The 21,838-nt window shown below is 35.5% G+C and carries 24 protein-coding genes; 7 read left to right on the top strand and 17 right to left on the bottom strand.

Annotation, left to right across the window (positions count from 1 at the left end; genetic code table 11):
* The first annotated feature begins 45 nt into the window (after positions 1-45).
* Positions 46-1,338: a glycoside hydrolase family 18 protein gene (locus tag MNO09_RS12060; protein WP_000614842.1), complete on the top strand. Its 1,293-nt coding sequence runs from the start codon at positions 46-48 to the stop codon at positions 1,336-1,338.
* A gap of 67 nt (positions 1,339-1,405) precedes the next feature.
* Here MNO09_RS12060 and sspN read toward each other — a convergent pair whose 3' ends face one another.
* The 4 genes from sspN to MNO09_RS12040 all read right to left on the bottom strand — a co-directional run bounded on the left by sspN (position 1,406) and on the right by MNO09_RS12040 (position 3,507).
* Positions 1,406-1,540, bottom strand: coding sequence for an acid-soluble spore protein SspN (gene sspN / locus MNO09_RS12055; RefSeq protein WP_000527987.1), 135 nt, complete (start codon positions 1,538-1,540; stop codon positions 1,406-1,408).
* 43 nt (positions 1,541-1,583) lie between these two features.
* Entirely contained in the window at positions 1,584-1,727 is a 144-nt protein-coding gene (locus MNO09_RS12050; RefSeq protein WP_001254698.1) for an FbpB family small basic protein, read from the bottom strand.
* Between the two features lie 141 nt (positions 1,728-1,868).
* Complete coding sequence (locus tag MNO09_RS12045) at positions 1,869-2,816, bottom strand: 3'-5' exonuclease (RefSeq protein WP_000526921.1); 948 nt, start codon at positions 2,814-2,816, stop codon at positions 1,869-1,871.
* A 115-nt stretch (positions 2,817-2,931) separates the two neighbouring features.
* The gene (locus tag MNO09_RS12040) at positions 2,932-3,507 is read right to left on the bottom strand and encodes a TlpA family protein disulfide reductase (protein WP_000269060.1); all 576 of its coding nucleotides are present in this window, start codon (positions 3,505-3,507) and stop codon (positions 2,932-2,934) included.
* Between the two features lie 249 nt (positions 3,508-3,756).
* Between MNO09_RS12040 and MNO09_RS12035 the strand changes: the two genes are divergently transcribed.
* Positions 3,757-4,014, top strand: coding sequence for a hypothetical protein (locus MNO09_RS12035; RefSeq protein ID WP_001083871.1), 258 nt, complete (start codon positions 3,757-3,759; stop codon positions 4,012-4,014).
* Between the two features lie 23 nt (positions 4,015-4,037).
* Here MNO09_RS12035 and MNO09_RS12030 read toward each other — a convergent pair whose 3' ends face one another.
* Both MNO09_RS12030 and acnA read right to left on the bottom strand, forming a co-directional pair.
* The gene (locus MNO09_RS12030; protein WP_000937168.1) at positions 4,038-5,666 is read right to left on the bottom strand and encodes an ABC transporter ATP-binding protein; all 1,629 of its coding nucleotides are present in this window, start codon (positions 5,664-5,666) and stop codon (positions 4,038-4,040) included.
* A 127-nt stretch (positions 5,667-5,793) separates the two neighbouring features.
* On the bottom strand, positions 5,794-8,517 hold the full coding sequence (gene acnA, locus MNO09_RS12025) for an aconitate hydratase AcnA (RefSeq protein ID WP_088107047.1): 2,724 nt from the start codon (positions 8,515-8,517) through the stop codon (positions 5,794-5,796).
* A 291-nt stretch (positions 8,518-8,808) separates the two neighbouring features.
* On the opposite strand from acnA, the gene sspO reads away from it, so the two are divergent.
* Positions 8,809-8,958, top strand: a complete 150-nt coding sequence (sspO, locus tag MNO09_RS12020; RefSeq protein WP_000518057.1) for a small acid-soluble spore protein SspO — start codon at positions 8,809-8,811, stop codon at positions 8,956-8,958.
* Between the two features lie 41 nt (positions 8,959-8,999).
* On the opposite strand, the gene pdaB is transcribed toward sspO, so the two are convergent.
* Positions 9,000-9,725, bottom strand: a complete 726-nt coding sequence (pdaB, locus tag MNO09_RS12015) for a polysaccharide deacetylase family sporulation protein PdaB (protein WP_096001630.1) — start codon at positions 9,723-9,725, stop codon at positions 9,000-9,002.
* 45 nt (positions 9,726-9,770) lie between these two features.
* The gene (locus MNO09_RS12010; RefSeq protein ID WP_001146292.1) at positions 9,771-10,034 is read right to left on the bottom strand and encodes a hypothetical protein; all 264 of its coding nucleotides are present in this window, start codon (positions 10,032-10,034) and stop codon (positions 9,771-9,773) included.
* 121 nt (positions 10,035-10,155) lie between these two features.
* Between MNO09_RS12010 and MNO09_RS12005 the strand changes: the two genes are divergently transcribed.
* The gene (locus tag MNO09_RS12005) at positions 10,156-10,278 is read left to right on the top strand and encodes a small acid-soluble spore protein P (protein WP_000517650.1); all 123 of its coding nucleotides are present in this window, start codon (positions 10,156-10,158) and stop codon (positions 10,276-10,278) included.
* Between the two features lie 124 nt (positions 10,279-10,402).
* Positions 10,403-10,789, top strand: a complete 387-nt coding sequence (locus MNO09_RS12000; protein WP_000516734.1) for an Hsp20/alpha crystallin family protein — start codon at positions 10,403-10,405, stop codon at positions 10,787-10,789.
* A gap of 241 nt (positions 10,790-11,030) precedes the next feature.
* On the opposite strand, the gene MNO09_RS11995 is transcribed toward MNO09_RS12000, so the two are convergent.
* Both MNO09_RS11995 and MNO09_RS11990 read right to left on the bottom strand, forming a co-directional pair.
* On the bottom strand, positions 11,031-12,269 hold the full coding sequence (locus MNO09_RS11995) for an MDR family MFS transporter (RefSeq protein WP_002203589.1): 1,239 nt from the start codon (positions 12,267-12,269) through the stop codon (positions 11,031-11,033).
* 67 nt (positions 12,270-12,336) lie between these two features.
* Complete coding sequence (locus MNO09_RS11990) at positions 12,337-12,744, bottom strand: hypothetical protein (protein ID WP_000965144.1); 408 nt, start codon at positions 12,742-12,744, stop codon at positions 12,337-12,339.
* Between the two features lie 134 nt (positions 12,745-12,878).
* Between MNO09_RS11990 and MNO09_RS11985 the strand changes: the two genes are divergently transcribed.
* Entirely contained in the window at positions 12,879-14,081 is a 1,203-nt protein-coding gene (locus MNO09_RS11985; protein WP_176373184.1) for an alanyl-tRNA editing protein, read from the top strand.
* A gap of 44 nt (positions 14,082-14,125) precedes the next feature.
* Here MNO09_RS11985 and MNO09_RS11980 read toward each other — a convergent pair whose 3' ends face one another.
* Entirely contained in the window at positions 14,126-14,569 is a 444-nt protein-coding gene (locus tag MNO09_RS11980) for an NUDIX hydrolase (protein WP_000446730.1), read from the bottom strand.
* Positions 14,570-14,673: 104 nt separating this feature from the next.
* Here MNO09_RS11980 and MNO09_RS11975 point away from each other — a divergent pair, with 104 nt between their 5' ends.
* Positions 14,674-15,255 carry a DUF6434 domain-containing protein gene (locus MNO09_RS11975; RefSeq protein WP_001247733.1) on the top strand — a complete coding sequence of 194 codons (582 nt, stop codon included), beginning with the start codon at positions 14,674-14,676 and terminating at the stop codon, positions 15,253-15,255.
* A 7-nt stretch (positions 15,256-15,262) separates the two neighbouring features.
* Here the strand turns inward: MNO09_RS11975 and MNO09_RS11970 are convergent, their stop codons facing one another.
* From MNO09_RS11970 to MNO09_RS11945, 6 genes are all read right to left on the bottom strand, one after another.
* Positions 15,263-16,354 carry an acetyl-CoA C-acyltransferase gene (locus tag MNO09_RS11970; RefSeq protein WP_001077993.1) on the bottom strand — a complete coding sequence of 364 codons (1,092 nt, stop codon included), beginning with the start codon at positions 16,352-16,354 and terminating at the stop codon, positions 15,263-15,265.
* Positions 16,347-17,810, bottom strand: coding sequence for an acyl-CoA synthetase (locus tag MNO09_RS11965; protein ID WP_241950162.1), 1,464 nt, complete (start codon positions 17,808-17,810; stop codon positions 16,347-16,349). Before MNO09_RS11965 ends, MNO09_RS11970 begins: the two co-directional genes overlap by 8 nt.
* 65 nt (positions 17,811-17,875) lie before the next feature.
* Positions 17,876-18,451, bottom strand: a complete 576-nt coding sequence (locus MNO09_RS11960; protein ID WP_001093321.1) for a biotin transporter BioY — start codon at positions 18,449-18,451, stop codon at positions 17,876-17,878.
* A 118-nt stretch (positions 18,452-18,569) separates the two neighbouring features.
* Positions 18,570-20,183, bottom strand: coding sequence for a long-chain fatty acid--CoA ligase (locus tag MNO09_RS11955; protein WP_000980197.1), 1,614 nt, complete (start codon positions 20,181-20,183; stop codon positions 18,570-18,572).
* A gap of 136 nt (positions 20,184-20,319) precedes the next feature.
* On the bottom strand, positions 20,320-20,970 hold the full coding sequence (locus MNO09_RS11950) for an ABC-2 transporter permease (protein ID WP_001214691.1): 651 nt from the start codon (positions 20,968-20,970) through the stop codon (positions 20,320-20,322).
* Positions 20,971-21,822, bottom strand: a complete 852-nt coding sequence (locus MNO09_RS11945; protein WP_241950161.1) for an ABC transporter ATP-binding protein — start codon at positions 21,820-21,822, stop codon at positions 20,971-20,973.
* Between the last annotated feature and the right edge of the window lie 16 nt (positions 21,823-21,838).

The raw sequence follows: 21,838 nt of genomic DNA, 5'->3' as shown, positions 1-21,838 counted from the left end.
AAATAAAATAAAAACAGTGAATCTTTTACTGAAAGGAGCAAGCATATGATTCAAATTGTAACTGTTCGTAGCGGTGATAGCGTATATAGCTTGGCATCAAAGTATGGATCAACACCTGACGAAATAGTAAAGGACAATGGACTAAATCCAGCTGAAACACTCGTTGTAGGTCAGGCACTGATCGTTAATACGAAAGGGAATAATTATTATGTACAGCCTGGCGATAGCCTATATCGAATCTCTCAAACATATAACGTACCTCTCGCTAGTTTAGCTAAGGTTAATAACTTATCTTTAAAATCCATTCTCCATGTTGGACAGCAATTATATATACCAAAAGGGACAAAACGCGCAGTAGAATCCATCGCTTATTTACAACCTTCAACAATACCAATAAAAGAAAGTTTGGTTAATGCTACGCGTGCCATTAATCCATTTTTAACATATTTGGCCTACTTCAGTTTCGAGGCAAAAAGAGATGGTACGTTAAAAGAACCAACTGAAACAGCTAAAATCGCTAATATTGCAACGCAAGGTAATACCATCCCTATGCTCGTTATTACAAATATTGAAAATGGAAATTTCAGTGCCGATCTGACATCGGTTATTTTACGCGATGCAACGATTCAAAACAAATTTATTACTAACATTTTGCAAACAGCTGAAAAATATGGCATGCGAGACATTCATTTTGATTTCGAGAGTGTGGCACCTGAAGATCGTGAAGCGTATAATCGTTTTTTACGAACTGTAAAAACACGCTTACCTAGCGGGTACACATTGAGTACAACGCTTGTACCGAAAACAAGTTCAAATCAAAAGGGCAAATTTTTCGAAGCTCACGATTATAAGGCACAAGGACAAATTGTTGATTTCGTCGTCATTATGACATACGACTGGGGTTGGCAAGGTGGTCCACCGATGGCTATTTCTCCTATCGGTCCTGTAAAAGAAGTACTTCAATACGCAAAATCTCAAATGCCTCCACAAAAAATTATGATGGGGCAAAACTTATACGGATTCGATTGGAAACTTCCGTTCAAACAAGGTAACCCGCCTGCAAAAGCAATTAGCTCTGTCGCAGCTGTTGCACTAGCTCGTAAATACAATGTTCCTATCCGCTATGATTTCACAGCTCAAGCTCCTCATTTTAATTACTTTGACGAAAACGGCGTACAACACGAAGTTTGGTTTGAAGATTCACGGTCTGTTCAAAGCAAATTCAATTTAATGAAAGAACAAGGTATAGGCGGTATTAGTTACTGGAAGATTGGCTTACCATTCCCGCAAAATTGGCGTTTACTCGTTGAAAATTTTACGATTACGAAAAAGGGCTGACATAAGTCAGCCCTTTTTGACTATTAAAAATCCGTCACAAAAAGAAGAATGACAACATTCTCCCTTTTTAACCGTTATCAACAATCGGTTGTTTGCCTGTTTGGTCTTGCATTTGCTTTCCTTTATTGCCACCAGCTTTTTTTGATTGTGTTCCAATATGATTCGGTGCAAAGTCTTTTGAATTCTTTTTCGGATTACCCATTACTATCGCCTCCTTAACACTAGTATCGTACTAGTGTTAAGAATTATTCAGCTTGCTTAAAAAGTTGCATTTCATAACGTTTTTCAATACGCTCTTCAATGCGATCGATTGCATCACGATCACTTAATAATTGTTGTTTATTTTCTTTCACAAGTTCGTCAAATGATTTACGGCGACTTCTTCTCATGCTGTTCACCCTCTCTCCTTCACATTCTTACTATACATAGTATGAGCAAATGAAAAACTCTTTAATCAGATTTGCAAGAAAATTTTATGTTTTAGTACTCCTAAAAAAACTCCGTGTACAACTTCTTGTACACGGAGTTTTTTATACCATTATATTTAAATATTCTTTTAACTTTTCATCTGCATTCATTTCACTTTGTTTATACTCACTTAGCGCTTGCAGTACGAAATCATACTGTCCTAAAATATAACTTTCTAATTTCAGGACATCCTCTAAGCTATTAAGCATAATTCTCGTATTACCAACTTCATTTTTTAACGCCGGTTCACAATTTAAACTCGTACATATTTCTTTCACATCATCTTCTAATATCTCTGTTAATACGTATTTCTTTCGCCCTTTTACTTTTACTCTCATAACTGGATAAAAAGCTTTTATATCTAAATAGCTTCCTACATTCATACAACGAATCCATTCGATATCACGTTTATTTCGTACAAGTATCTTTTTTACTGCTTCATATACTGCTGTTTCATCAAGTACTTCTGTATTCGATTTCCTGTTTGTTTCTTCTTCAATAGATGCACATTTTTGATAAACAGCTGCACAAGTAATACAATCATCAAATGCATTATGAGAACTTAAACGAATGCCAAGCATTCGCTTTAACGTTTCAAGTTTATGATTAGGTGCGTACTTCATATATTTCTTCGCTAAAAACACAGTATCAATCACTTTATTTTGAGGTTCAGGCAGCCCAAGCATATTTACATTACTTTTTAAAAAACGCATATCAAAAGATGCATTATGAGCGACAATAACATTTGTATGTAAAAATGCTAAAAATAAAGGTAATACTTCTTCAATCGTCGGTGCATCTGAAACACGATAATTTGTAATACCTGTTAAACTCGTTATTCGGTCCGGAATTGAACGCTCTGGATTCACATAGGAAACAAATTGATCTACTAGTTCATGATTACGATATTTCACTGCTGCTACTTGAATAATTTTATCATTATAAGGGTTAAATCCTGTTGTTTCAAAATCAATTACAACATAATCTAACGGTAAGGATATATTCCCCACTCCAAACACTCCTTTACCTCTAAACGTTTATATTTCTTTTATCATAACATGCTGCTATCACTACGTGAAAAAGAAAAGGCAGAAATGGTAACTTTCCACCTCTACCTTTTCACCGTTATTTTAATTTAGCAATCCGTTTCTCCATCTCTTTTTGCGTCATCGGTCCAATAAACTTATCTTGAATGACACCTTTCGTATCTATAAAATACGAAGTTGGAATCGTAATTACTTTATACGCTGTTGTCACATCAATGTTCTTGTCCAATAAAATAGGAAAAGTAATTCCTTTTTCTTTCGCAAAATTGCTTACCTTTTCTACTCCCCCACCCTTTTCTGAAGGCGTATAATTTATTGCTAAAATTTCTACATTTTCTTTATGTTCTTTATAGAAAGCCTCCATATCCGGCATTTCTTGCTGGCAAGGTCCACACCACGTTGCCCAAAAGTTTAAAATCACTTTCTTTCCTTTCAAATCTGATAACTTTACATTCGTTCCATCTAACTTCGTTAATTCAAAGTTTGGCGCACTCTTCCCTATTTCGATACCATTACTTGCAATCATCTCTTTCATAGCAGCTTCACTTTTTTCTTGCTCCCCTTGTACCGCCTGATCTTTTTTACCAAACTGTTCATAAGCTGCATATCCCGCTAAACAAAGTAACACTACAATAATCGTAAGCTTCCGCCACATTTTATATCACCCTAACGTATTTATCTTCTTATTAACCTAATTACCCAAATACTATATACCTTATTTTAGCTTATACGGACAAGCTTGGAAATATTCACAGTCAAAATAATTAGAATATTCTTATTTAAAATGGAATTTTTTCCTTTTTATCATATAATTAGAAAAACAGATGACGTGTTTCTTATCTCCTTATGGACCCATTCACCTTTTTACTTTCTTATATAACCTTCAACAAAAGGGGGATTGTTTATGAATTCATTCGAAAAAATAACATTATATATTCTTAGTTTTCTTTTATACCCAATCGGCATTATTACATGGATCATTTCACTCTTTAGTAAAGACCTTGAAAAAAAGAAAGTAGGGCGTATTTGTCTCTACGTCTCTCTAGTCTCATTCGTCCTTTTCTTAATTCTCGGAATTGCAACTTTCCTTATGACTGCTACTTTTAACGTTGATCTGAATCACTCCGAATCGATCGAGTATCAAATAAATGACGCTGAATAAAGATAAGAACAGTGCTCTTATCTTTATTCATATCTCTGTAAAAACGAATGACTATTTATTAATTTTTCAGGACTTCCACATGCCACAATACTGCCTTCTCTCATTATAACAACAAGATCTGCTAGTATCGCTTTCTCTACATCATGTGTTGCCACAATTCGCGTTACATCTCTTCCTAATCCTTCTATCATATTCCAAACAGTTTCTTGATTGCTCGGATCTAATCCTGCAGTTGGTTCATCTAAAATAATAAGATTCGGATTTGAACCAATTGCTCGCAATAATGCAAAACGTTTTCTTTCTCCTCCCGAAAATTCTTCACCACTTTTATGTAGTACAGTTTGAATCCCTTCCGATAAATCTCTAATTATCGGCTTCACATTTACAAGTTCAATATTTTTTTCTAACTGGTGTTCTATATACTCTTCACCGAAATACATATTCTCTTTTACTGTCGTCCGAAAGAAACGAGGTTCTTGCCACACTGTAGTCATACGAGCCTCATCACCATAATAAACAATGTGACCATTAGATGGTTTATACAACCCTGTCATTAATTTTAAAAGCGTTGTTTTTCCTGCTCCACTTTCTCCTACAATAATAACGAGTTCACCTGGATTAATTTGCAAATCAATATTATGAATTCTGCATTTCTCTTCATCATTCTCCTGAAATGAAACATTTGTTACTGTCATCCCCATCGCTCTTTCTAGATTACTATTTGCCACTCGTTTATCTAAAAAGGAAAAAACTCTATTTGCCGAAGCAACTGCAACTTGTGTCATCATTAATAAATCGCCCACGTAGCGGACTGGAAAAAAGAGCATTTCAATTGTGGCTAATACTGCAACAATCGAGCCAACTTCCATTTCCCCTTTCATTATTTTCTGCGCGCCTATAATGAGAACAACGATATATGCTCCTGTTTCAATCACTGTTCCAACTACTCCAATGCAGTGTTGCATCATCGTCTTCTTTACTTCCGATTTATAAGACTGTGCCGTTACTCCCTTAAATAAGCGAATGGCCCATTTTTCTTTTTGCAAACTCCGTAAATCTTGTGCTCCTTTTACAAACTGTGACACCATCTCTACAACACTTGATTGATTGTTTTGAGCAATGCTTGCAATATTTCTTACCTTTTTCCCCATCACCATCGGAACCGTTGCACTAAAAAATAAAAACGGAGTTACCCACAATATGAACTGTATATCTATATGTTGTAGTGCTATGAACGCACCTATAAATTGTGCAATGGCGTGTATATATTCTATTAATATGGACCCATATAATCTGATCCAGTTTGGAATATCAGACACAACTAACGTCTCTAACTCTCCTTGTTTAATTTTCTCACTCTCTTCAAACGGTAATGAGAAGAAATGACGCAATACATCTATACGCTTCTCTCGTAATATTCGCTGACTCGCTTTTGAACTTACATAATCAAATGAAAGATTGTTCACCCACATCAACAAGCGGCTAGCTGCAAACAAAGTAATGTAAAGATACGCCTCCTTTAACTCTCGTTGAATAAGGTTATCTACAATTAATCCCATGAATAGTGGACGAGATAAATTTAAAATAGCAGCAAAGCATCCACTACATACAGCTGCTATTACTAATAATTTTTCTTTCTGTAACGGTAACAATATTCTTTCATGATGTTCCCTCCATTTTTATAGTAAAAAGAAAGGGATGAAACCAAATGGTTTCATCCCTTTCCATAAAATAAGGAAGCTAACAGTTGTTAGCTTCCTTATCGTTCATTTCAATTATTTAGTTCGAAACTTTTGACTCTTCAATTTTCTCACGAAGAACCATTTGTAAGATACCACCGTGACGGTAGTAGTCAATTTCTACTTCACTATCGAAACGAGCTACTACTTCAAATTGTTTTTCGTTGCCATCTGCATCAGTTGCAACTACTTTTACAAGATTGCGTGGTCTAACTGTTTTGTCAATTTGAATTTCAAATGACTCATTACCAACAAGGCCTAACGTTTCAGCGCTTTCGCCATCTTTAAATTGAAGTGGTAATACACCCATTAATACTAAGTTACTACGGTGAATACGCTCGAAGCTTTCTGCGATTACTGCTTTAATACCTAATAAGTTTGTACCTTTCGCAGCCCAGTCACGAGAACTTCCCATACCGTAATCTTTACCAGCAACAACTAGAAGACCTGTGCCATCTTCTTTATATTTCATAGCAGCATCATAGATTGATGTTACTTCACCAGTTGGCCAATATGTTGTGTATCCGCCTTCTGTTCCTGGTGCGATTTGGTTTTTAATACGGATGTTCGCGAATGTACCACGCATCATAACTTCGTGGTTACCACGACGAGAACCGTAAGAGTTAAAGTCAACAGGTTGTACGCCGTTTTCTAATAAGTAGCGTCCTGCTGGTGTATGCTTACCGATTGAACCTGCTGGTGAAATATGGTCTGTCGTTACAGAGTCTCCAAATTTACCAACTATGCGTAAATCTGATAACGTTTCAACTTCACCTGGCTCTTTAGATAATCCTTCAAAGAACGGTGGGTTTTGAATATATGTTGAATCATTATCCCAAGTATATAAAGCTTCATTTGAAGTTTGGATTTCATTCCAGCGCTCATTGCTGTTAAATACTTGTGCATATTCTTTCTTGAACAGTTCAGATGTAACAACGTTTTGAACTACATCTTCAATTTCTTTAGCTGATGGCCAAATGTCGTTGAAGTAAACAGCATTGCCATTTGCATCTTTACCGATTGCATCATTTTTCAAGTCAATATCAACAGTACCTGCAAGTGCATATGCCACAACAAGTGGTGGTGATGCTAAGTAGTTTGCTTTTACAAGTGGATGAATACGACCTTCGAAGTTACGGTTACCAGATAAAACAGATGTTACTAATAAATCGTTTGCTGCGATTGCTTCTTCTAATTCCTCTGCTAACGGACCAGAGTTACCGATACAAGTCGTACAGCCGTAACCAACTGTTTGGAAACCTAATTGATCTAAATATGTTGTTAAACCTGATTTATCTAAGTATTCAGTAACAACTTTAGATCCTGGTGCTAATGATGTTTTTACGTACTCAGGTACTACAAGCCCTTTTTCAATTGCTTTCTTCGCAACTAGACCTGCCCCAATTAATACGTATGGGTTTGATGTATTTGTACAGCTTGTAATTGCAGCGATTGCAATTGCACCTGTTTTCATCGTTACTTCTTTATCTTCTAATGTAACCTTCACTTCTTTATCGAACTCTTGCTCATTAAATCCAAGTCCTTGTGTTCCAACTGGTGCTACAACAGCTTTATGGAACGCATCTTTCATATCTGAAAGTGGAATTAAATCTTGTGGGCGTTTCGGTCCAGAAAGGTTAGATTCGATTGTATTTAAATCAATTTCAACAAGATCAGTGTAAATTGGATCTTTGCTGTCTGCTGTATAGAATAAACCATTTGCTTTACAGTATTCTTCAACAATGCGAATTTGCTCTTCATCTCTACCTGTTAAACGTAAGTATTCTAATGAAATATCGTCAATTGGGAAGAATCCACAAGTTGCACCGTATTCTGGTGCCATGTTTGAAATTGTTGCACGGTCAGCTAAAGGCATGCTTTTTAGTCCATTACCGAAGAACTCAACGAATTTACCAACTACACCTTTTTGACGTAATACTTGTGTTACTTTTAATGCAACGTCAGTTGCTGTAGTACCACTTGGAAGTGTACCAGTTAATTTCACACCGATTACTTCAGGTACTGGGAAGTATGAAGGCTGTCCAAGCATTCCCGCTTCTGCTTCAATACCACCAACGCCCCATCCAAGAACGCCGATACCGTTAATCATTGTTGTATGTGAGTCTGTTCCAACTAATGAATCTGGGTATGCAACTAAGTCACCTTCAGCATTTTTCACAGCATGAACAACTGGTGCTAAATATTCAAGGTTTACTTGGTGTACAATACCTGTAGCTGGTGGCACTGCGCGATAGTTATCAAATGATTTTTGTGCCCAGCTTAAAAATTTATAACGTTCTTCATTACGTTTAAACTCTAAGTCCATGTTGAATGCAAGCGCGTCTGCCGTACCCGCTCTATCAACCTGTACAGAGTGATCAATTACAAGGTCTACAGTAATTTCCGGATTAATTTTATCAGGATCCCCGCCCATATCTGCCATTGCTTTACGAAGCGAAGCCAAATCTACAACAGCTGGAACACCAGTGAAATCTTGTAAAATTACACGAGATGGTTTAAATGGAACATCGATATCTTGCACATCTTTCGTTCCCCATTTCGCTAAATTTGTAACATGTTCTTCTGTAATTACACGTCCGTCTACTTGACGAAGTACTGATTCAAGTAAAACTTTCACGGAATATGGTAATTGAGATACGTTGCCAACCCCTGTATTTTCAAGCGCTTTCAAATCATAATAATGATACGTTTTTCCATCTACTTCAAAAGTTGCACGTGATTGAAATGGATTATGTTTGACCATTATGTTTCCCCCCTGTTAAACGTGGCTAAGTTGTCTGAATATAAAATGTAGACAAACTTTTCAATACCTTACGATAATATCTTATTACAACTTTCTAAATAAGTAAATAATAAGAAACTTATAGATTATCATAAGTTTTCTTTATGTTTCTAAATTTGAATAGTGTTCACGCTCCTTATGAATACTATTACCATAAAGTAAAGTGCTCTATTAGTGCTTTACTTACAGTTCATACATACTATGAACTGCTCATCATTCAACATACAAAAAATATTATAGAGGTGAAATAAAATGGGTAAAAGAAAAGCAAATCATACTATTTCAGGAATGAATGCTGCATCTGCACAAGGACAAGGAACTGGTTACAATGAAGAATTTGCAAACGAACCTTTAACTCCAGCAGAGCGACAAAATAATAAAAAACGTAAAAAGAACCAGTAACGAAAAATCCCAAAAGGCATATTTTCCTTTTGGGATTTTTTCTAATGTTTATAACGTAGTAATTCCGAAACCGTTACAAATCGATATCCTTGTTTTTTCAGCTCAGGTAAAATTTTTGCTAGCGCTGCTACTGTTTGACTACGATCATTTCCTCCATCATGTAATAATACGATATCTCCACTTTTAGCATTTTTCACTACATGATTTACAATGGATTCAACCCCTGGATTCGCCCAATCACGTGGATCTTGATGCCACGACCATAGAACAGTTTGATAACCTGCTTCTTTCGCTGTTTTAAATACAGCATCGTTAATATATCCGCCAGGAGGACGGAATAGTAAAGGTTCTTTCACCCATTTTTTAAAAAATTTCTTTCCATCTAAAATATCATTTTCTAATTTTTCATCTGATGAATTACTCGCATACAAATGGTTCATCGTATGATTTCCAATTTCATGTCCCTCTTTTAACACTTGTTTCACTAAATATGGATTACGCTGAACTCGAAATCCAATCATAAAAAAAGTCGCTTCTGCTTTATATTGACGTAATAAATGTAAAATTTGTGTTGTATAAGTCGGATCTGGTCCATCATCAAATGTAATGGCAATAATCTTTTCATTATTAGGTACTTCCCATGTTACATAGCCAGTTGGTTCTAGCTCTTTTCTGAGCAACATTTTCGCTTCCACTTTTTCCACTTGAAATATATGTACTGCGCATAATAAAGAAAAAACCACTAAAAAAATTTTCTGTTTTAGCATAATGTTCATTAAAGTAGGAGGGTGTCGAATACACAACAACCTCATTTACTTTTCTAACTGATCTACATTTCGCATAATGTTTTGGAGATTATTTTCGTATTGCTCAAGTTGTGGACGTTGTGTTTCTGAAGCTACTTCTAACGCATTTTGAATCTGTTCATACGCTTCCTGAACCTCTTGGCGTAATTCTTTTAGATCATGACCGTAGTTTGGATCATTTTTTACAATGTTGTTAAATGCATGTTCTGCTTGTGTAACTCCTTGCTGCGCTGCTTGAAAAGCTTGTTGTTTATCTTTATGATATGGCATTATATAATCCCCTTTCCATAATAGTTAGTCCCATTTATCTTTACCTTTTTTTCTAAAAACATTCTCGTATAAATTTGCAAACTTCTCTCATTCTAAAGAGAAAGAGGAGGTGTCACATACAATGGGAAAAAACAATCGTGAAGCGAAAGAAAAAAAGGGACAACCTGAACCATTAAGCGGATCGCATAAAGTAAAAAACCGTAACCATTCACGCCAAAAAAATCATGCACATCATGATATGTAAAACAAAAGGTTCACACTAGCTACCTTTGTCACATACAATGTTTATATTTTTCCATTTATTCTTCACCCCCACTTCATTCATGCATAACATAGTATGAATTGAGATTTTACGGAGGGTGTCTTACATGGGCAAGAAAAAGAAGGATTGTCTTTTTCATGTTGATGGTTTCGAAGAATGGATGGATCAATTTTGTTCTGATTCTTGTAGTAACTTTAGTTTCCCAAATCAAATTCATATTGACCTTTGCGAAACTGAACAAGAGTACATTTTGGAAACAGATGTACCAAATGTATCCGAACAAAATGTAGTCATTAAAAAGATGGAGACAGGCCTAAACATTTGCATACTTCATGAAAACATTTCTTTGCAGCGGATCATTCCTTTACCCGCTACTATTATTTACAAGAAGATGCTAGCCTGCTTAGAGAATGGATATTTAGCCATTCATATTTCCAAAAATGAAGTTGCTAATAAACATGAAGAAAAAGTTCTTTTTCAAAGTGAGAAGTAAAATAAAGTAAAACTGTAATCAATAGGAGTTTTACTGTCCGCAAATAGCGGGATAAAGTGAAAATTTCATCAGTGGGGCTTCATCCCCCACTGATATTAGTTGAACCAATCGGGCTTTTACGGGCAGTTGATCCCCCACCTAACTTCTTTGCTTTCGCTGAATTTTTAGGTGGGGGTTCTTACTGCCCGTTAATGCGGGATAAATACAAAAATAAGCCCCAGTCATCTGCTGGGGGCTTATTTTATTTCACATGTAATTCTAAATTACAATTTCTATCATGCCTTTTTTTCAATAAACCTTTTGTAACTAACAGTACAGGAAATGCTACAGTTGAAAATATAGCTAATACTGAAAATACTACAAACCCATTTTGATATCCGTAATAATCGAGAAGTACGCCCCCAAGCCATGGACCAATTACTGCTCCAATTCCTGAAAATCCCATCGCTCCAAAATATGTTCCTTTCAAATGTGAAACAGCTATATCATCTATAAACACATCCGTCATTGAAAACATGAGAACTTCTCCAATTGTAAAAATAATTGTGCAGACGGCAGCACTTAGCGTAGATTCTACTATTCCAAACCCAAACAATCCTCCGCTCACAAATAAGGTTCCCACCATAATAGATACTAACGGTGTATACTTTTTACATATTTGAATAACAGGGTATTGAATTACGACTACAACAATCGCATTTAAAGCTAACATATACGAAAACAATGTCACTCCATCCTGAAATATATGTGCATTTGCAAAATATTGAGATACTGTTGTCGTTAAGTGAGAAAAACCACAATTACTCAAAATAATACCGACTAATGCAACTAAAAATACGACATCCTTTCGCAATATACGAACTGCATTCAACATTGTGACAGGCTTTTCTGTATTTACTTTCTTTTTTTCAATTGGATACTTCTTAAATTGGAACGCTAATATAGCTGTATATAGAATATATACTCCAGCTGCTACTAAAAAAGGAATTGTTGATTTTGCGCTTCCAATCTGTAATCCGACAAGAGGGCCAATCGCCACTCCAACATTGATTGCACCGTAACGCAAATTATATACGAGTAAACGATACTCTGGTTTCGTTAAATCTGATAATAATGCTCTTGAAGTCGGTTCAAAAAAAGACCGACATAATCCATTTAAAGCATTTAATAAAAAGAAACTTAAAACATGATTTGCAAACGAAAAGCCTATAAATACAAACACCCAAACAATCATGGACCATATTATAATCATGTTTCGACCGAATCGATCCGATAAATTCCCTCCAATAAAACTAGCAAACACTCCAACAAGTGCACTCGTTCCGATAATAGCACCCGTCATTCCAGCTGATACACCTTTAACAGTCGTTAAATAAATTGCTAAAAAAGGAATACTCATTGACGTGGCAAACCTCGAAAATAAAGTCCCTATTATAATTGTCATTCCTAACGGATGAATATTTTGTAACTTCCCCTTCATCACTAAACCTACTCTCCCCGTTCTTACATAAAAAAAGAAAGCAAAGGATCTGCTTTCTTTTCCCTTTTTATACTTGAGCTGTTGATACTCGAGCTGTTCTCGTTATATCCATATCTATGCCATATGTAAACTGTAATTCTTTACAAACATCTTTAATTAAAATTGTGACATTATACTTCTCATTAAATTGTAAAACGATATTTTCTACTTCTTCATATGTATACTTATATTCCCCTGTAATGACACTTTTTAGATCAAAGCATTCATTTATACAAAGTTGCACAAGTAGCTGGTCATATTTCTCTATTACATCTTCTCTCTTCCACAGTACCTCTTTTACATATAACCGATCAAACTTCACACTTTCTCGATTACAGTCCGTTAAAATCCGGGTCATTTCATTTAATTCTCGATACAATTCAGAAATATTTTTACTTAAACTAAGCAGTTTATCTACGCCGTTTTCATATAACATATTCATTCCACCCCCGCATTTTCTTCTTATTATAGCAAGAAAATTCTAAAAATAGTTTCTTTCTTCTGAAATATTAGGAAACTAATTTCAATTGCTTTACAATGAAACTAGTGAAAACGAAAGGGGAAAGAAAATTGGAGCAAAAATTATATTACACTGACGCTTATAAGCAAGACTTTACTACAAAAGTTATAAAACAAGATTATGATAAAGACGGTAACTTATACGTTATTTTAAACGAAACGGCATTTTATCCAACAGGGGGCGGACAACCATATGATACTGGTACATTAAATGATATCGATGTAATCAATGTAGAAGAGATAAATGGAGAAATTCATCACTTCATTGTAGAACAATTACATACTGAAGAAGTAGAAGGTAAAATTAATTGGGAGCGCCGTTTTGATCATATGCAGCAACATGCGGCTCAGCACATTTTATCTGCTGCTTTTTGGGACCATTTTAACATACCTACGATTGGATTCCACCTTGGAAAAGAAACGGTAACAATTGATTTAGAAACAGAAAATCTTCATACAGAAACGGTTGAAAAAGCAGTACAAATTGCAAACAAAATTGTTTTTGAAAACCATCCCATCCGCATCGAGTGGATGAACTTAGAAAAAGCGAAAACATTCCCCCTTCGTAAAGAACCGACTATAACAGAAAATATACGTGTTGTTATAATTGAAAACTTCGACTACAACGGCTGTGGCGGAACGCATCCGAAACGTACAGGTGAAGTAGGTCCTATTCAAGTACTAGGGTGGGAGCGCAATAAAGGTGGCATACGATTAACGTTTATCGCTGGTTGGCGCACACTAAATTTAATGGGCCAACAACAACAAATTATGAAAGATGTTTCTAAACAATTAAACAGTAGCGAGAGTGATATCCCAGCAAAAGTAGCACAACTTCTTACTTCTCAAAAAGAAAATGAAAAAACAATACAAACAATGAATGAAAAATTATTATTTGCAGAGGCAAACGAACTACTTCAACAGCCTTCAGAAAAACATACCGGCATACTTATTTCTAAAGTATTTAATAATCGTTCTATGCAAGAAATCGCAAAGCTTTCTGCCATTATTACAGAACAACAAGAGCATGCCATTACATATTTCGTTATTGAAAATGAGGACAAACTACAATGCATCCTCGCTTGTGGAAAAACAGTCACGCTCGATATGAATGCTCTTTTAAAAGAGGCACTTCCTACAATTGAAGGAAAAGGTGGCGGAAATAAAAAGAGTGCTCGCGGTGGCGGAAAAGCGGTTATGACCGGGGACGAATTTTTAAATCAACTTGTTTCTTCTTTACAGTCAGAAGTGTAAAACATGTTTATGAAGGATAGCTAACTGCTATCCTTCAACTATATTTACAAACCTATATTTTGTTTCAAGCCTTGATAACTCCATGCACTTGCAAAACCTTCACTTATAAGAGTTATAAAAGTTTCCGAAAAACCATATTGACTTAAATCTTTAATCGGTACCATTTGCACATCTTGAATTGGATTATAATCAAACTCATTAGAAGGTAGCGTAATTTCACCTTCAATCCTTTCAAGCAGAAACGTAATATGTAATAAAGATGGACTAGCATCTGGTTTATCACAAACATAGAGTAGATTCTTAATTTTAACTTCTAATCCTGTTTCTTCTCTCATTTCTCGAATCATCGCTTCTTCTAACGTTTCACCATTCTCTACCCTTCCCCCAGGTAAAGACCAATTGCGATTAGCAACTTTTTGCTTTACTAGCAATACTTTTTCATCTTCAATTAAAATTCCCGTAACACGAACTTGCATTACACTTTCCATATGTAATCTCCTCTTCCCGTTATATTTACAAATTAACCCTTCCACAAAAAGAACATACGTTTTATAATTAAAGAAAATTATGGAAGAAAGAAGTTGTTACATCTATGCGTCCACCTTTAACAAAGTCTATATCACTTGAAGATTTCCAAAACTTTTATTGGTTAAAAGCAGAACTCCAAACATTTTGTCGTGAGCATGGTTTGCCAGCTAGTGGCTCTAAGATTGAAATAACCGAGCGTATCTCACATTATTTACATACTGGTAAAATATTAAAAAACAGCTCTAGTCAAAAGGTGAGTAAAGCTTCCCTCTCTTATAAAGAACTTTCTCTTCAAACGATTATTACTAACAATCACCGCTGCAGCGAAGATGTTCGTGCTTTTTTCAAAGAAAAAATCGGAGCAAACTTCCGATTTACAGTAGCTCTTCAAAAGTTTTTTAAAGAGAATGTCGGAAAAACATATGAAGACGCGCTAACGTTTTGGTATGAAGAAAACGAACGAAAAAAAGATCCTACATACAAAACAACTATTAGCGCGCAGTTTGAATACAATCGTTTCACTCGCGACTTTTTCGAAGATCCAAATAACAAAGGGAAATCAAAAGCTGATGCTATCGCTGCTTGGAATGAAATAAAAGCAAAACCTGGTAGCAATGCTTATGTTCCTCAAAAAGTAGAAAACTAGTCCCTTTCTAGTTTTCCACTTTCTCAAATAATAGCGCAAGCCCTATTCCACCACCAATTCCTAACGTCGCAATTCCATATTTCATATGCTCTCTTTTCGCTTGATAAAACAAATGTGTCACAAGCATAGCTCCAGATGCACCGTACGGATGACCTAGCGCAATTGCACCACCATTTACATTTAATTTTTCGAAAGGAATTTGTAACTCCTTTGCACAAGCAACAACCTTTGAAGCAAATGCTTCATTTATTTCAAAATAATCGATGTCCTCTACTTTCATATTCATTTCATTTAATAATTTGTTCACCGCAAATATCGGACCAGTCCCCGGAAGATTTGGATCCACTCCAACTACAACACTACGAACGAAACGAAGTACAGGCTTATATCCTAATTTTCGGGCTTGCCCCTCTTCCATTACAAGAACGGCACATGCCCCATCATTTACACCGCACGAATTACCTGCCGTTACTGTACCATTTTGTAAAAATGCGGGCTTAGTTCTTTTAATCATTCTTTCATACTTCATTTCTCGTTTTATAGACTCATCTAAAGATCCATTAAAAGAAAGTATTTCATCTTGTAAATATCCATTTTCTACTGCTTGCAGTGTCCGTTTATAACTAAGGCAAGCATACTCGTCTTGCATTTCTCGCGTTATATTATAACGCTCTGCAACATATTCAGCTGCCACTCCCATATTAGGATCACCAATTGTTTCTGGTGAAAATCGCGCTCTATTTTGAAAAGGTGATGTACTTGTACTCTCTACTCCTCCTGCAATATAACAATTACCTGCGCCGCCTTGAATGAAATGACATGCAGTACGAATCGCTTCCAATCCGGCACCACATTGCCGGTCAATCGTTACACCAGGAATATGATAGCCAAGTCCTGCTTCTAAAGCAGATAATCTCGCAACATTCCCTCCCGGCCCCACAATATTCCCTAATATGACATCGTCTATTTCTCTCTCAATTCCTTTACTTAAAAACGTAAGAAGCGGCGTTACTAATTGCTGAACTTCATAATCTTTCAACATCCCATTCTTCTTACCAATAGGTGTCCTTTTTGCTTCTACAATAACCGCTCTATTCATATATTTTCTCCAGGTTTTCAATCATATTTTTTGCTGCAATACGAGCGATTTTCCCGCTATTTGTATACGGTATTTCATCTACAAAATGCCATTCTTTCGGTATTTTAAACGAGGATAATCGTTGTAAGCAAAAACTTTTTAATTGTTGCTTCGTAGCACTTCCTTTTACGATGGCGACAGGTTTTTCACCCCAATAACTATCTTTCACGCCAACTACAACTATTTCATCAACAGCTGTATGTTCATGTAATACACTTTCTATTTCTTCTGGGAAAATATTAATTCCTCCAAATAAAATCATATTCTTCTCTCTACCTACTATATATATAAAGCCTTCTTCATCTTCATAACCTACATCTCGCACTGTCATCCAGCCATCCGCAGTCAACTCTGGAACTAAAACCTTATCCAATATGTAGCCCATAAAAAACTGATCACTTTTCACATAAACAGTTCCTATCTCGCCTTTCTGTACTTCTTCTCCTGCTTCGTTACATATTCGAACTTGCACATTGTGACAAGGTTTTCCTACTGAATTTGGCCTTCTATCACTCTCTTCATCAACTAGTGCTGTTACAAAACTTAGTTCCGATGCACCGTAAAATTCATATTTTTGCGCATAAGGAAATATAATCTTTATTTTTTCTTTCGCTTCAGCTTCCCATTTCGTTCCTGACGAAATAATTTTCATTCCATTTTCTATTACTCTATTTTCTTTATATAAAGATTCTAGCATTGTCGGAACTGTATACATGACCGAAACGTGTTCCGTTTCTAACTTATCCAGCACTTGATCTGGAATAAACTTTTTCATAATATGCACCGTTTGCCCTACATATAATGCACTTATTGCACCGTATAAAAAAAGAGAATGAACGAGCGTCCCAGCTATTAAAATAGAATCTTCTTTTTTCATATGGAAGTCATGTATATTGCAATCAAAACTATGAACCCACGATTTTTGTGCACGTAAAAATGCTTTTGCCTTTCCAGTCGATCCTGATGTAAATCCCATATAAAACGGAGCATTTTGTACACTTTCTACAGGATTATATGTAGGAAGATAGTTCTCTATCATTCTTTTCCACTCATCAATTTCAATTACTCTTCCTTCTTCATCCGGTAGATCATTTACCTTATATCGCTCTGTCACAATCATAGCCGGGTTACTGATCGCAATTCTTTCTTTGAGCTCATCCTCTTTCCACTTTATATCTAACGGCACACAAACCCATCCGGCCATAGCAGCACCAGCAAATAGTTGTAAAAACTCCATACTATTTTCTAATACAATTGCTATCGTTTTATTCTGCGATTCTTTTTCATTCAACCAGTTTTCTACTTTACATACTGACTCAAACCACTCTTTATATGTTAATACTCGATCATTTTCCTTTATTGCTATTTTATTTGTTTGTAAAGAGGCATACTTTTTATATTCTTTTGTAATCCCCATTTGAGACGTCCTTTCTTTACAAAATAATAAAAAGAAACACGCAATAAACGTGTTTCTTCTCTTTCTTATCCCGCATTTGTATATTTCCCACTCTTGAGAGCAGGCGTAATAATATGTTTCAATGAACGATGTAATTTCGTTACAAGAATTGCTGCTATAATCGCTTTTATGCAATCACCTGGTAAAAATACGGCACTTACTTTCATCGTCTGCCATATAGAAACATCCATAAAGAAGGCTTGTACAATAATACCAAATACATAAACTACGAAAATACCACCAATTATATTAATACATAATACCTTTATTATAGAAACTTCACGTAAACGCTCAATTAAATAACCAATGACAAACGCTCCAACGATATAACCAAGTAAATATCCTGCACTTGGCCCAACAAATACGCCTGGACCACCGCGTCCACCAGCAAGTAATGGTGCTCCAACTCCAACTATAAGTAAGAAAATAAGCTGACTTAACGCACCAAGACGTGATCCTAATAATCCACCAGCAAGCATAACACCGAGTGATTGTAATGTAATCGGAACTGGTGTAATAGCAAGAGCAATTGGAGGTATTAACCCTAACACTCCCATAATAGAACTAAATAAAGCGACGAAAACTAAGTTTTTTGTATTCATATTTGCTTCTCCTATTGTAAACTTAAAACGATTTTTAGATAACATATTATAGGAGTTATAATATCTTTCTATTTAGTCTTTGTCAACTCATTTCAAATATAGGTTTACAATTTTTCAATTATTTCTCTTTATACAAATGCTCAAGTTCTTTCCGAAGCGCCTGTTTTAAAAACTTCCCAACAGATGTTTTCGGTATTTCTTCCATAAATACAATATCGTCTGGTAACCACCACTTCGCAAACTGTGGTTTTAAAAACTCATATATTTCTTCTTTTGTTACTGTACTATTTTTCTTTTGAACGACGCAGGCAATTGGTCGCTCTTGCCACTGCGGATGAGGAACGGCAACGACAGCTGCTTCAAATATAGCATCATGTGCCATTAATGCATTTTCAAGGTCAACTGAAGAAATCCACTCACCTCCGCTTTTAATAACATCTTTCGTACGATCAACAATTTTCACGCAGCCTTCCTCATCAACTGTAACAACATCACCAGTATATAACCAACCGTCTCGGAATCCTTCGACAGTACGATCATCGTTATAATAGCTTTCAGCGATCCAAGGTGCTCGTAAACATAACTCTCCCATCTCAGTACCATCCCACTTCACTTCACCGTTTGTACCGACTACTTTCATCTCTACACCAGGGACAAGATATCCTTGTTTTGAGCGGATTTCTAATTGCTCTTCATATGATAATTCTGTTTCATAACTTTTTAAACGTGCAAGTGTTACGAGTGGGCTTGTTTCAGTCATACCATATGCATGTACGAAAGGAACATTATATTTTTGTTCAAATGCTTTAATAACGCTTTTCGGTGCAGCAGCACCACCGCATAATATTCTCGTTATACTAGATAAATCGTAACTATTATTTTCTAATTCTTGTAATACACCGAGCCAAATTGTCGGCACACCTGCTGCTATCGTTACTTTTTCAGCTTGAATCATCTCTAATAAAATTTTTGGAGTAAACATTGGTCCTGGCAGAACTTGTTTAGTTCCAAACCAAGTAGCTGCAAAAGGAAGCCCCCAAGCGTTCACATGGAACATCGGTACAATTGCCATCGCCGCATCACTTTCCGATAAAGCAGCTGTATCCGCTAAACCGAGTGCCATACAATGTAGTACAGTACTACGATGCGTATATACAACACCTTTTGGGTTTCCTGTAGTCGCTGACGTATAACACATACCAGCAGGTGTATTTTCATCAATATCTTTTACAAATTGGAAAGTTGGATCGCCTTCTTCTAATAGCTTTTCATAATGATATACAGGTTCTAGCGTAGTATTGGGAAGTTCATCTTTATCAGTCATAATAATGTAGGCTTGTACAGTTGATAATTGCGATTGAATATTTTCAACGAGTGGTACGAGATCTTCATCTATAAGTAGAATGCGATCTTCTGCGTGCTGAATAATGTATGAAATATGTTGAGGAGATAAACGAATATTAATTGTGTGTAAAACGGAAGCAATACCAGGAATAGCAAAATACGCTTCCACATGTCGATGATGATTCCACGCTAACGTTCCTATACGCTCGCCTTCTTTAATTCCTAATTTTTTTAGCGCACTTGAAAGTCTTCTCGTCCTTTCACCTAACTGCTTATACGTTAACGTCGTAACTGTATCATGTGTCCGTGAAACAATTTCTTTCTTCGAAAACAGTTTCTCTGCTCTTTCCATCATAGAACTAATTGTTAGCGGTACATTCATCATCATATTGGTTACATCCCCCTTTAAAGCGTTTTCATTTTTCGTTTATTATAACAGACTTTTACGAATAATCACGACATTTTTCTGTATTTTCTGAATTATTTCTTTGGAAATAATTCAGAAAATACTAAGAGAAAATATATTAAAATTCCTTCTTACGATATATAAATACCGAAATGAAATAAGAAAAGATATATATGATAACGCCAAATATTGTATATAGAATTGAAACGTATACAGATGAATTTAAATTTGATATTGGAAATTGTTCTATTAGATATCCAATTACACTTTGTAATCCAAAATAAGTAACAAGTCCCCCACATGCGCCTCCAATTGTAATAGCATCAGATTTTTCTGCTCCAAAAACATACAGGAGTGGATAGGCTATCGCTCCAGCATTAAGAATGATGAAGGTCCCTAAAGAAACACTATTAAATATACCATCATCAATTGGTGTATCTGAAATGAAACCATGTACATAAAATATGCCATATGATAATACAGTACCAATGATTACAACTAAAAAATAGAAAAGGTAGTGACTTTGTACAATGTTATTTCTAGTAACCGGTAAAGTAAGTACATACTTTTCATAACCTGACTTACTCTCATATTTAATAACTTCAAGTGCAGGAATCGCAGCAAAAAAGATAATAAACGTAGCAATTAAACGGTACATTGAAGCATCACCAAAATAAAAAACGAATCCTGCTCCTAATATCGCTATTCCCATGAACATAAAGAAAGTTCGATACACTAGATAATAGTTTGTCAATAATAAACCTCTCATTTATTTTTCACTCCTCGTTAATAAGACACTCATTTCTTCTATCGAAATGGTTCTATGAGCAATCCCATTTGGTAGTTTATGCACATCTGATACAAGTACATTGAAATAAGAACCATTATTCCTTTTCACCACAACTATATCTTTGTTAATTAAAGTTAGTTGTTCCTCATCAACATCTACAATGGCATAATTGTCCAAAACCTTATCCTTTTCTTCATTCAATAAAATTTCTCCATCTTTTATAATGATAAGATGGCTAGCTATTTTTTCTACATCACTCATAATATGAGAAGAAAGTAGTATACCACCATTATTTTTACTCACAAAACTTTTTAATTCCTCCAACACCTCCTCTCTAGATGAAGGATCGAGACCTCCCGTCGCTTCATCTAGGATTAATAATTTTGCATTATGTGACAGCGCAACAGCTATAGTTAGTTTCATTGACATTCCACGCGAGAATTTACCTACTTTCTCATTAGTAGGTAAAGAGAAAGAATGAACTAATCGATAAAAATTATCTTGATCCCAAGATTCAAACATCTTTTCAAAAACTTTGTTTAGTTGCTTTATCGTAAGATGAGCCGGTAGATTCATAGCATCAAATACGACTCCTATCTTTTCCTTAATCTTGGCATCTTTATTTATATTTTCTTTACCAAATATTTTTACTGTACCATTATCTTTAGAAATTAATTGTAATACTGTTTTAAAGGTTGTTGATTTCCCAGCTCCATTGTTACCAATGAATCCAACAATTGATCCAGACCGCACATTGAAGGAAACATCTCTTAAAACAACTTTATTTCCAAATGCTTTACTTAAATTTACAATTTCTAGAAGATTTGACATCATTACACTCCTATCT

It is taken from the genome of Bacillus sp. N5-665 (assembly GCF_022637375.2).
Taxonomy (GTDB): Bacteria; Bacillota; Bacilli; order Bacillales; family Bacillaceae_G; genus Bacillus_A; species Bacillus_A wiedmannii.
This window is presented reverse-complemented; position numbering and strand designations above follow the sequence as displayed.

Coding starts and splice junctions, on each gene's coding strand:
- MNO09_RS12060 (WP_000614842.1), top strand. CDS start 46: ATGATTCAAATTGTAACTGTTCGTAGCGGTGATAGCGTATATAGCTTG.
- sspN (WP_000527987.1), bottom strand. CDS start 1,540: ATGGGTAATCCGAAAAAGAATTCAAAAGACTTTGCACCGAATCATATT.
- MNO09_RS12050 (WP_001254698.1), bottom strand. CDS start 1,727: ATGAGAAGAAGTCGCCGTAAATCATTTGACGAACTTGTGAAAGAAAAT.
- MNO09_RS12040 (WP_000269060.1), bottom strand. CDS start 3,507: ATGTGGCGGAAGCTTACGATTATTGTAGTGTTACTTTGTTTAGCGGGA.
- MNO09_RS12035 (WP_001083871.1), top strand. CDS start 3,757: ATGAATTCATTCGAAAAAATAACATTATATATTCTTAGTTTTCTTTTA.
- acnA (WP_088107047.1), bottom strand. CDS start 8,517: ATGGTCAAACATAATCCATTTCAATCACGTGCAACTTTTGAAGTAGAT.
- sspO (WP_000518057.1), top strand. CDS start 8,809: ATGGGTAAAAGAAAAGCAAATCATACTATTTCAGGAATGAATGCTGCA.
- pdaB (WP_096001630.1), bottom strand. CDS start 9,725: ATGCTAAAACAGAAAATTTTTTTAGTGGTTTTTTCTTTATTATGCGCA.
- MNO09_RS12010 (WP_001146292.1), bottom strand. CDS start 10,034: ATGCCATATCATAAAGATAAACAACAAGCTTTTCAAGCAGCGCAGCAA.
- MNO09_RS12005 (WP_000517650.1), top strand. CDS start 10,156: ATGGGAAAAAACAATCGTGAAGCGAAAGAAAAAAAGGGACAACCTGAA.
- MNO09_RS12000 (WP_000516734.1), top strand. CDS start 10,403: ATGGGCAAGAAAAAGAAGGATTGTCTTTTTCATGTTGATGGTTTCGAA.
- MNO09_RS11995 (WP_002203589.1), bottom strand. CDS start 12,269: ATGAAGGGGAAGTTACAAAATATTCATCCGTTAGGAATGACAATTATA.
- MNO09_RS11990 (WP_000965144.1), bottom strand. CDS start 12,744: ATGTTATATGAAAACGGCGTAGATAAACTGCTTAGTTTAAGTAAAAAT.
- MNO09_RS11980 (WP_000446730.1), bottom strand. CDS start 14,569: ATGGAAAGTGTAATGCAAGTTCGTGTTACGGGAATTTTAATTGAAGAT.
- MNO09_RS11975 (WP_001247733.1), top strand. CDS start 14,674: ATGCGTCCACCTTTAACAAAGTCTATATCACTTGAAGATTTCCAAAAC.
- MNO09_RS11970 (WP_001077993.1), bottom strand. CDS start 16,354: ATGAATAGAGCGGTTATTGTAGAAGCAAAAAGGACACCTATTGGTAAG.
- MNO09_RS11965 (WP_241950162.1), bottom strand. CDS start 17,810: ATGGGGATTACAAAAGAATATAAAAAGTATGCCTCTTTACAAACAAAT.
- MNO09_RS11960 (WP_001093321.1), bottom strand. CDS start 18,451: ATGAATACAAAAAACTTAGTTTTCGTCGCTTTATTTAGTTCTATTATG.
- MNO09_RS11955 (WP_000980197.1), bottom strand. CDS start 20,183: ATGATGATGAATGTACCGCTAACAATTAGTTCTATGATGGAAAGAGCA.
- MNO09_RS11950 (WP_001214691.1), bottom strand. CDS start 20,970: ATGAGAGGTTTATTATTGACAAACTATTATCTAGTGTATCGAACTTTC.
- MNO09_RS11945 (WP_241950161.1), bottom strand. CDS start 21,822: ATGTCAAATCTTCTAGAAATTGTAAATTTAAGTAAAGCATTTGGAAAT.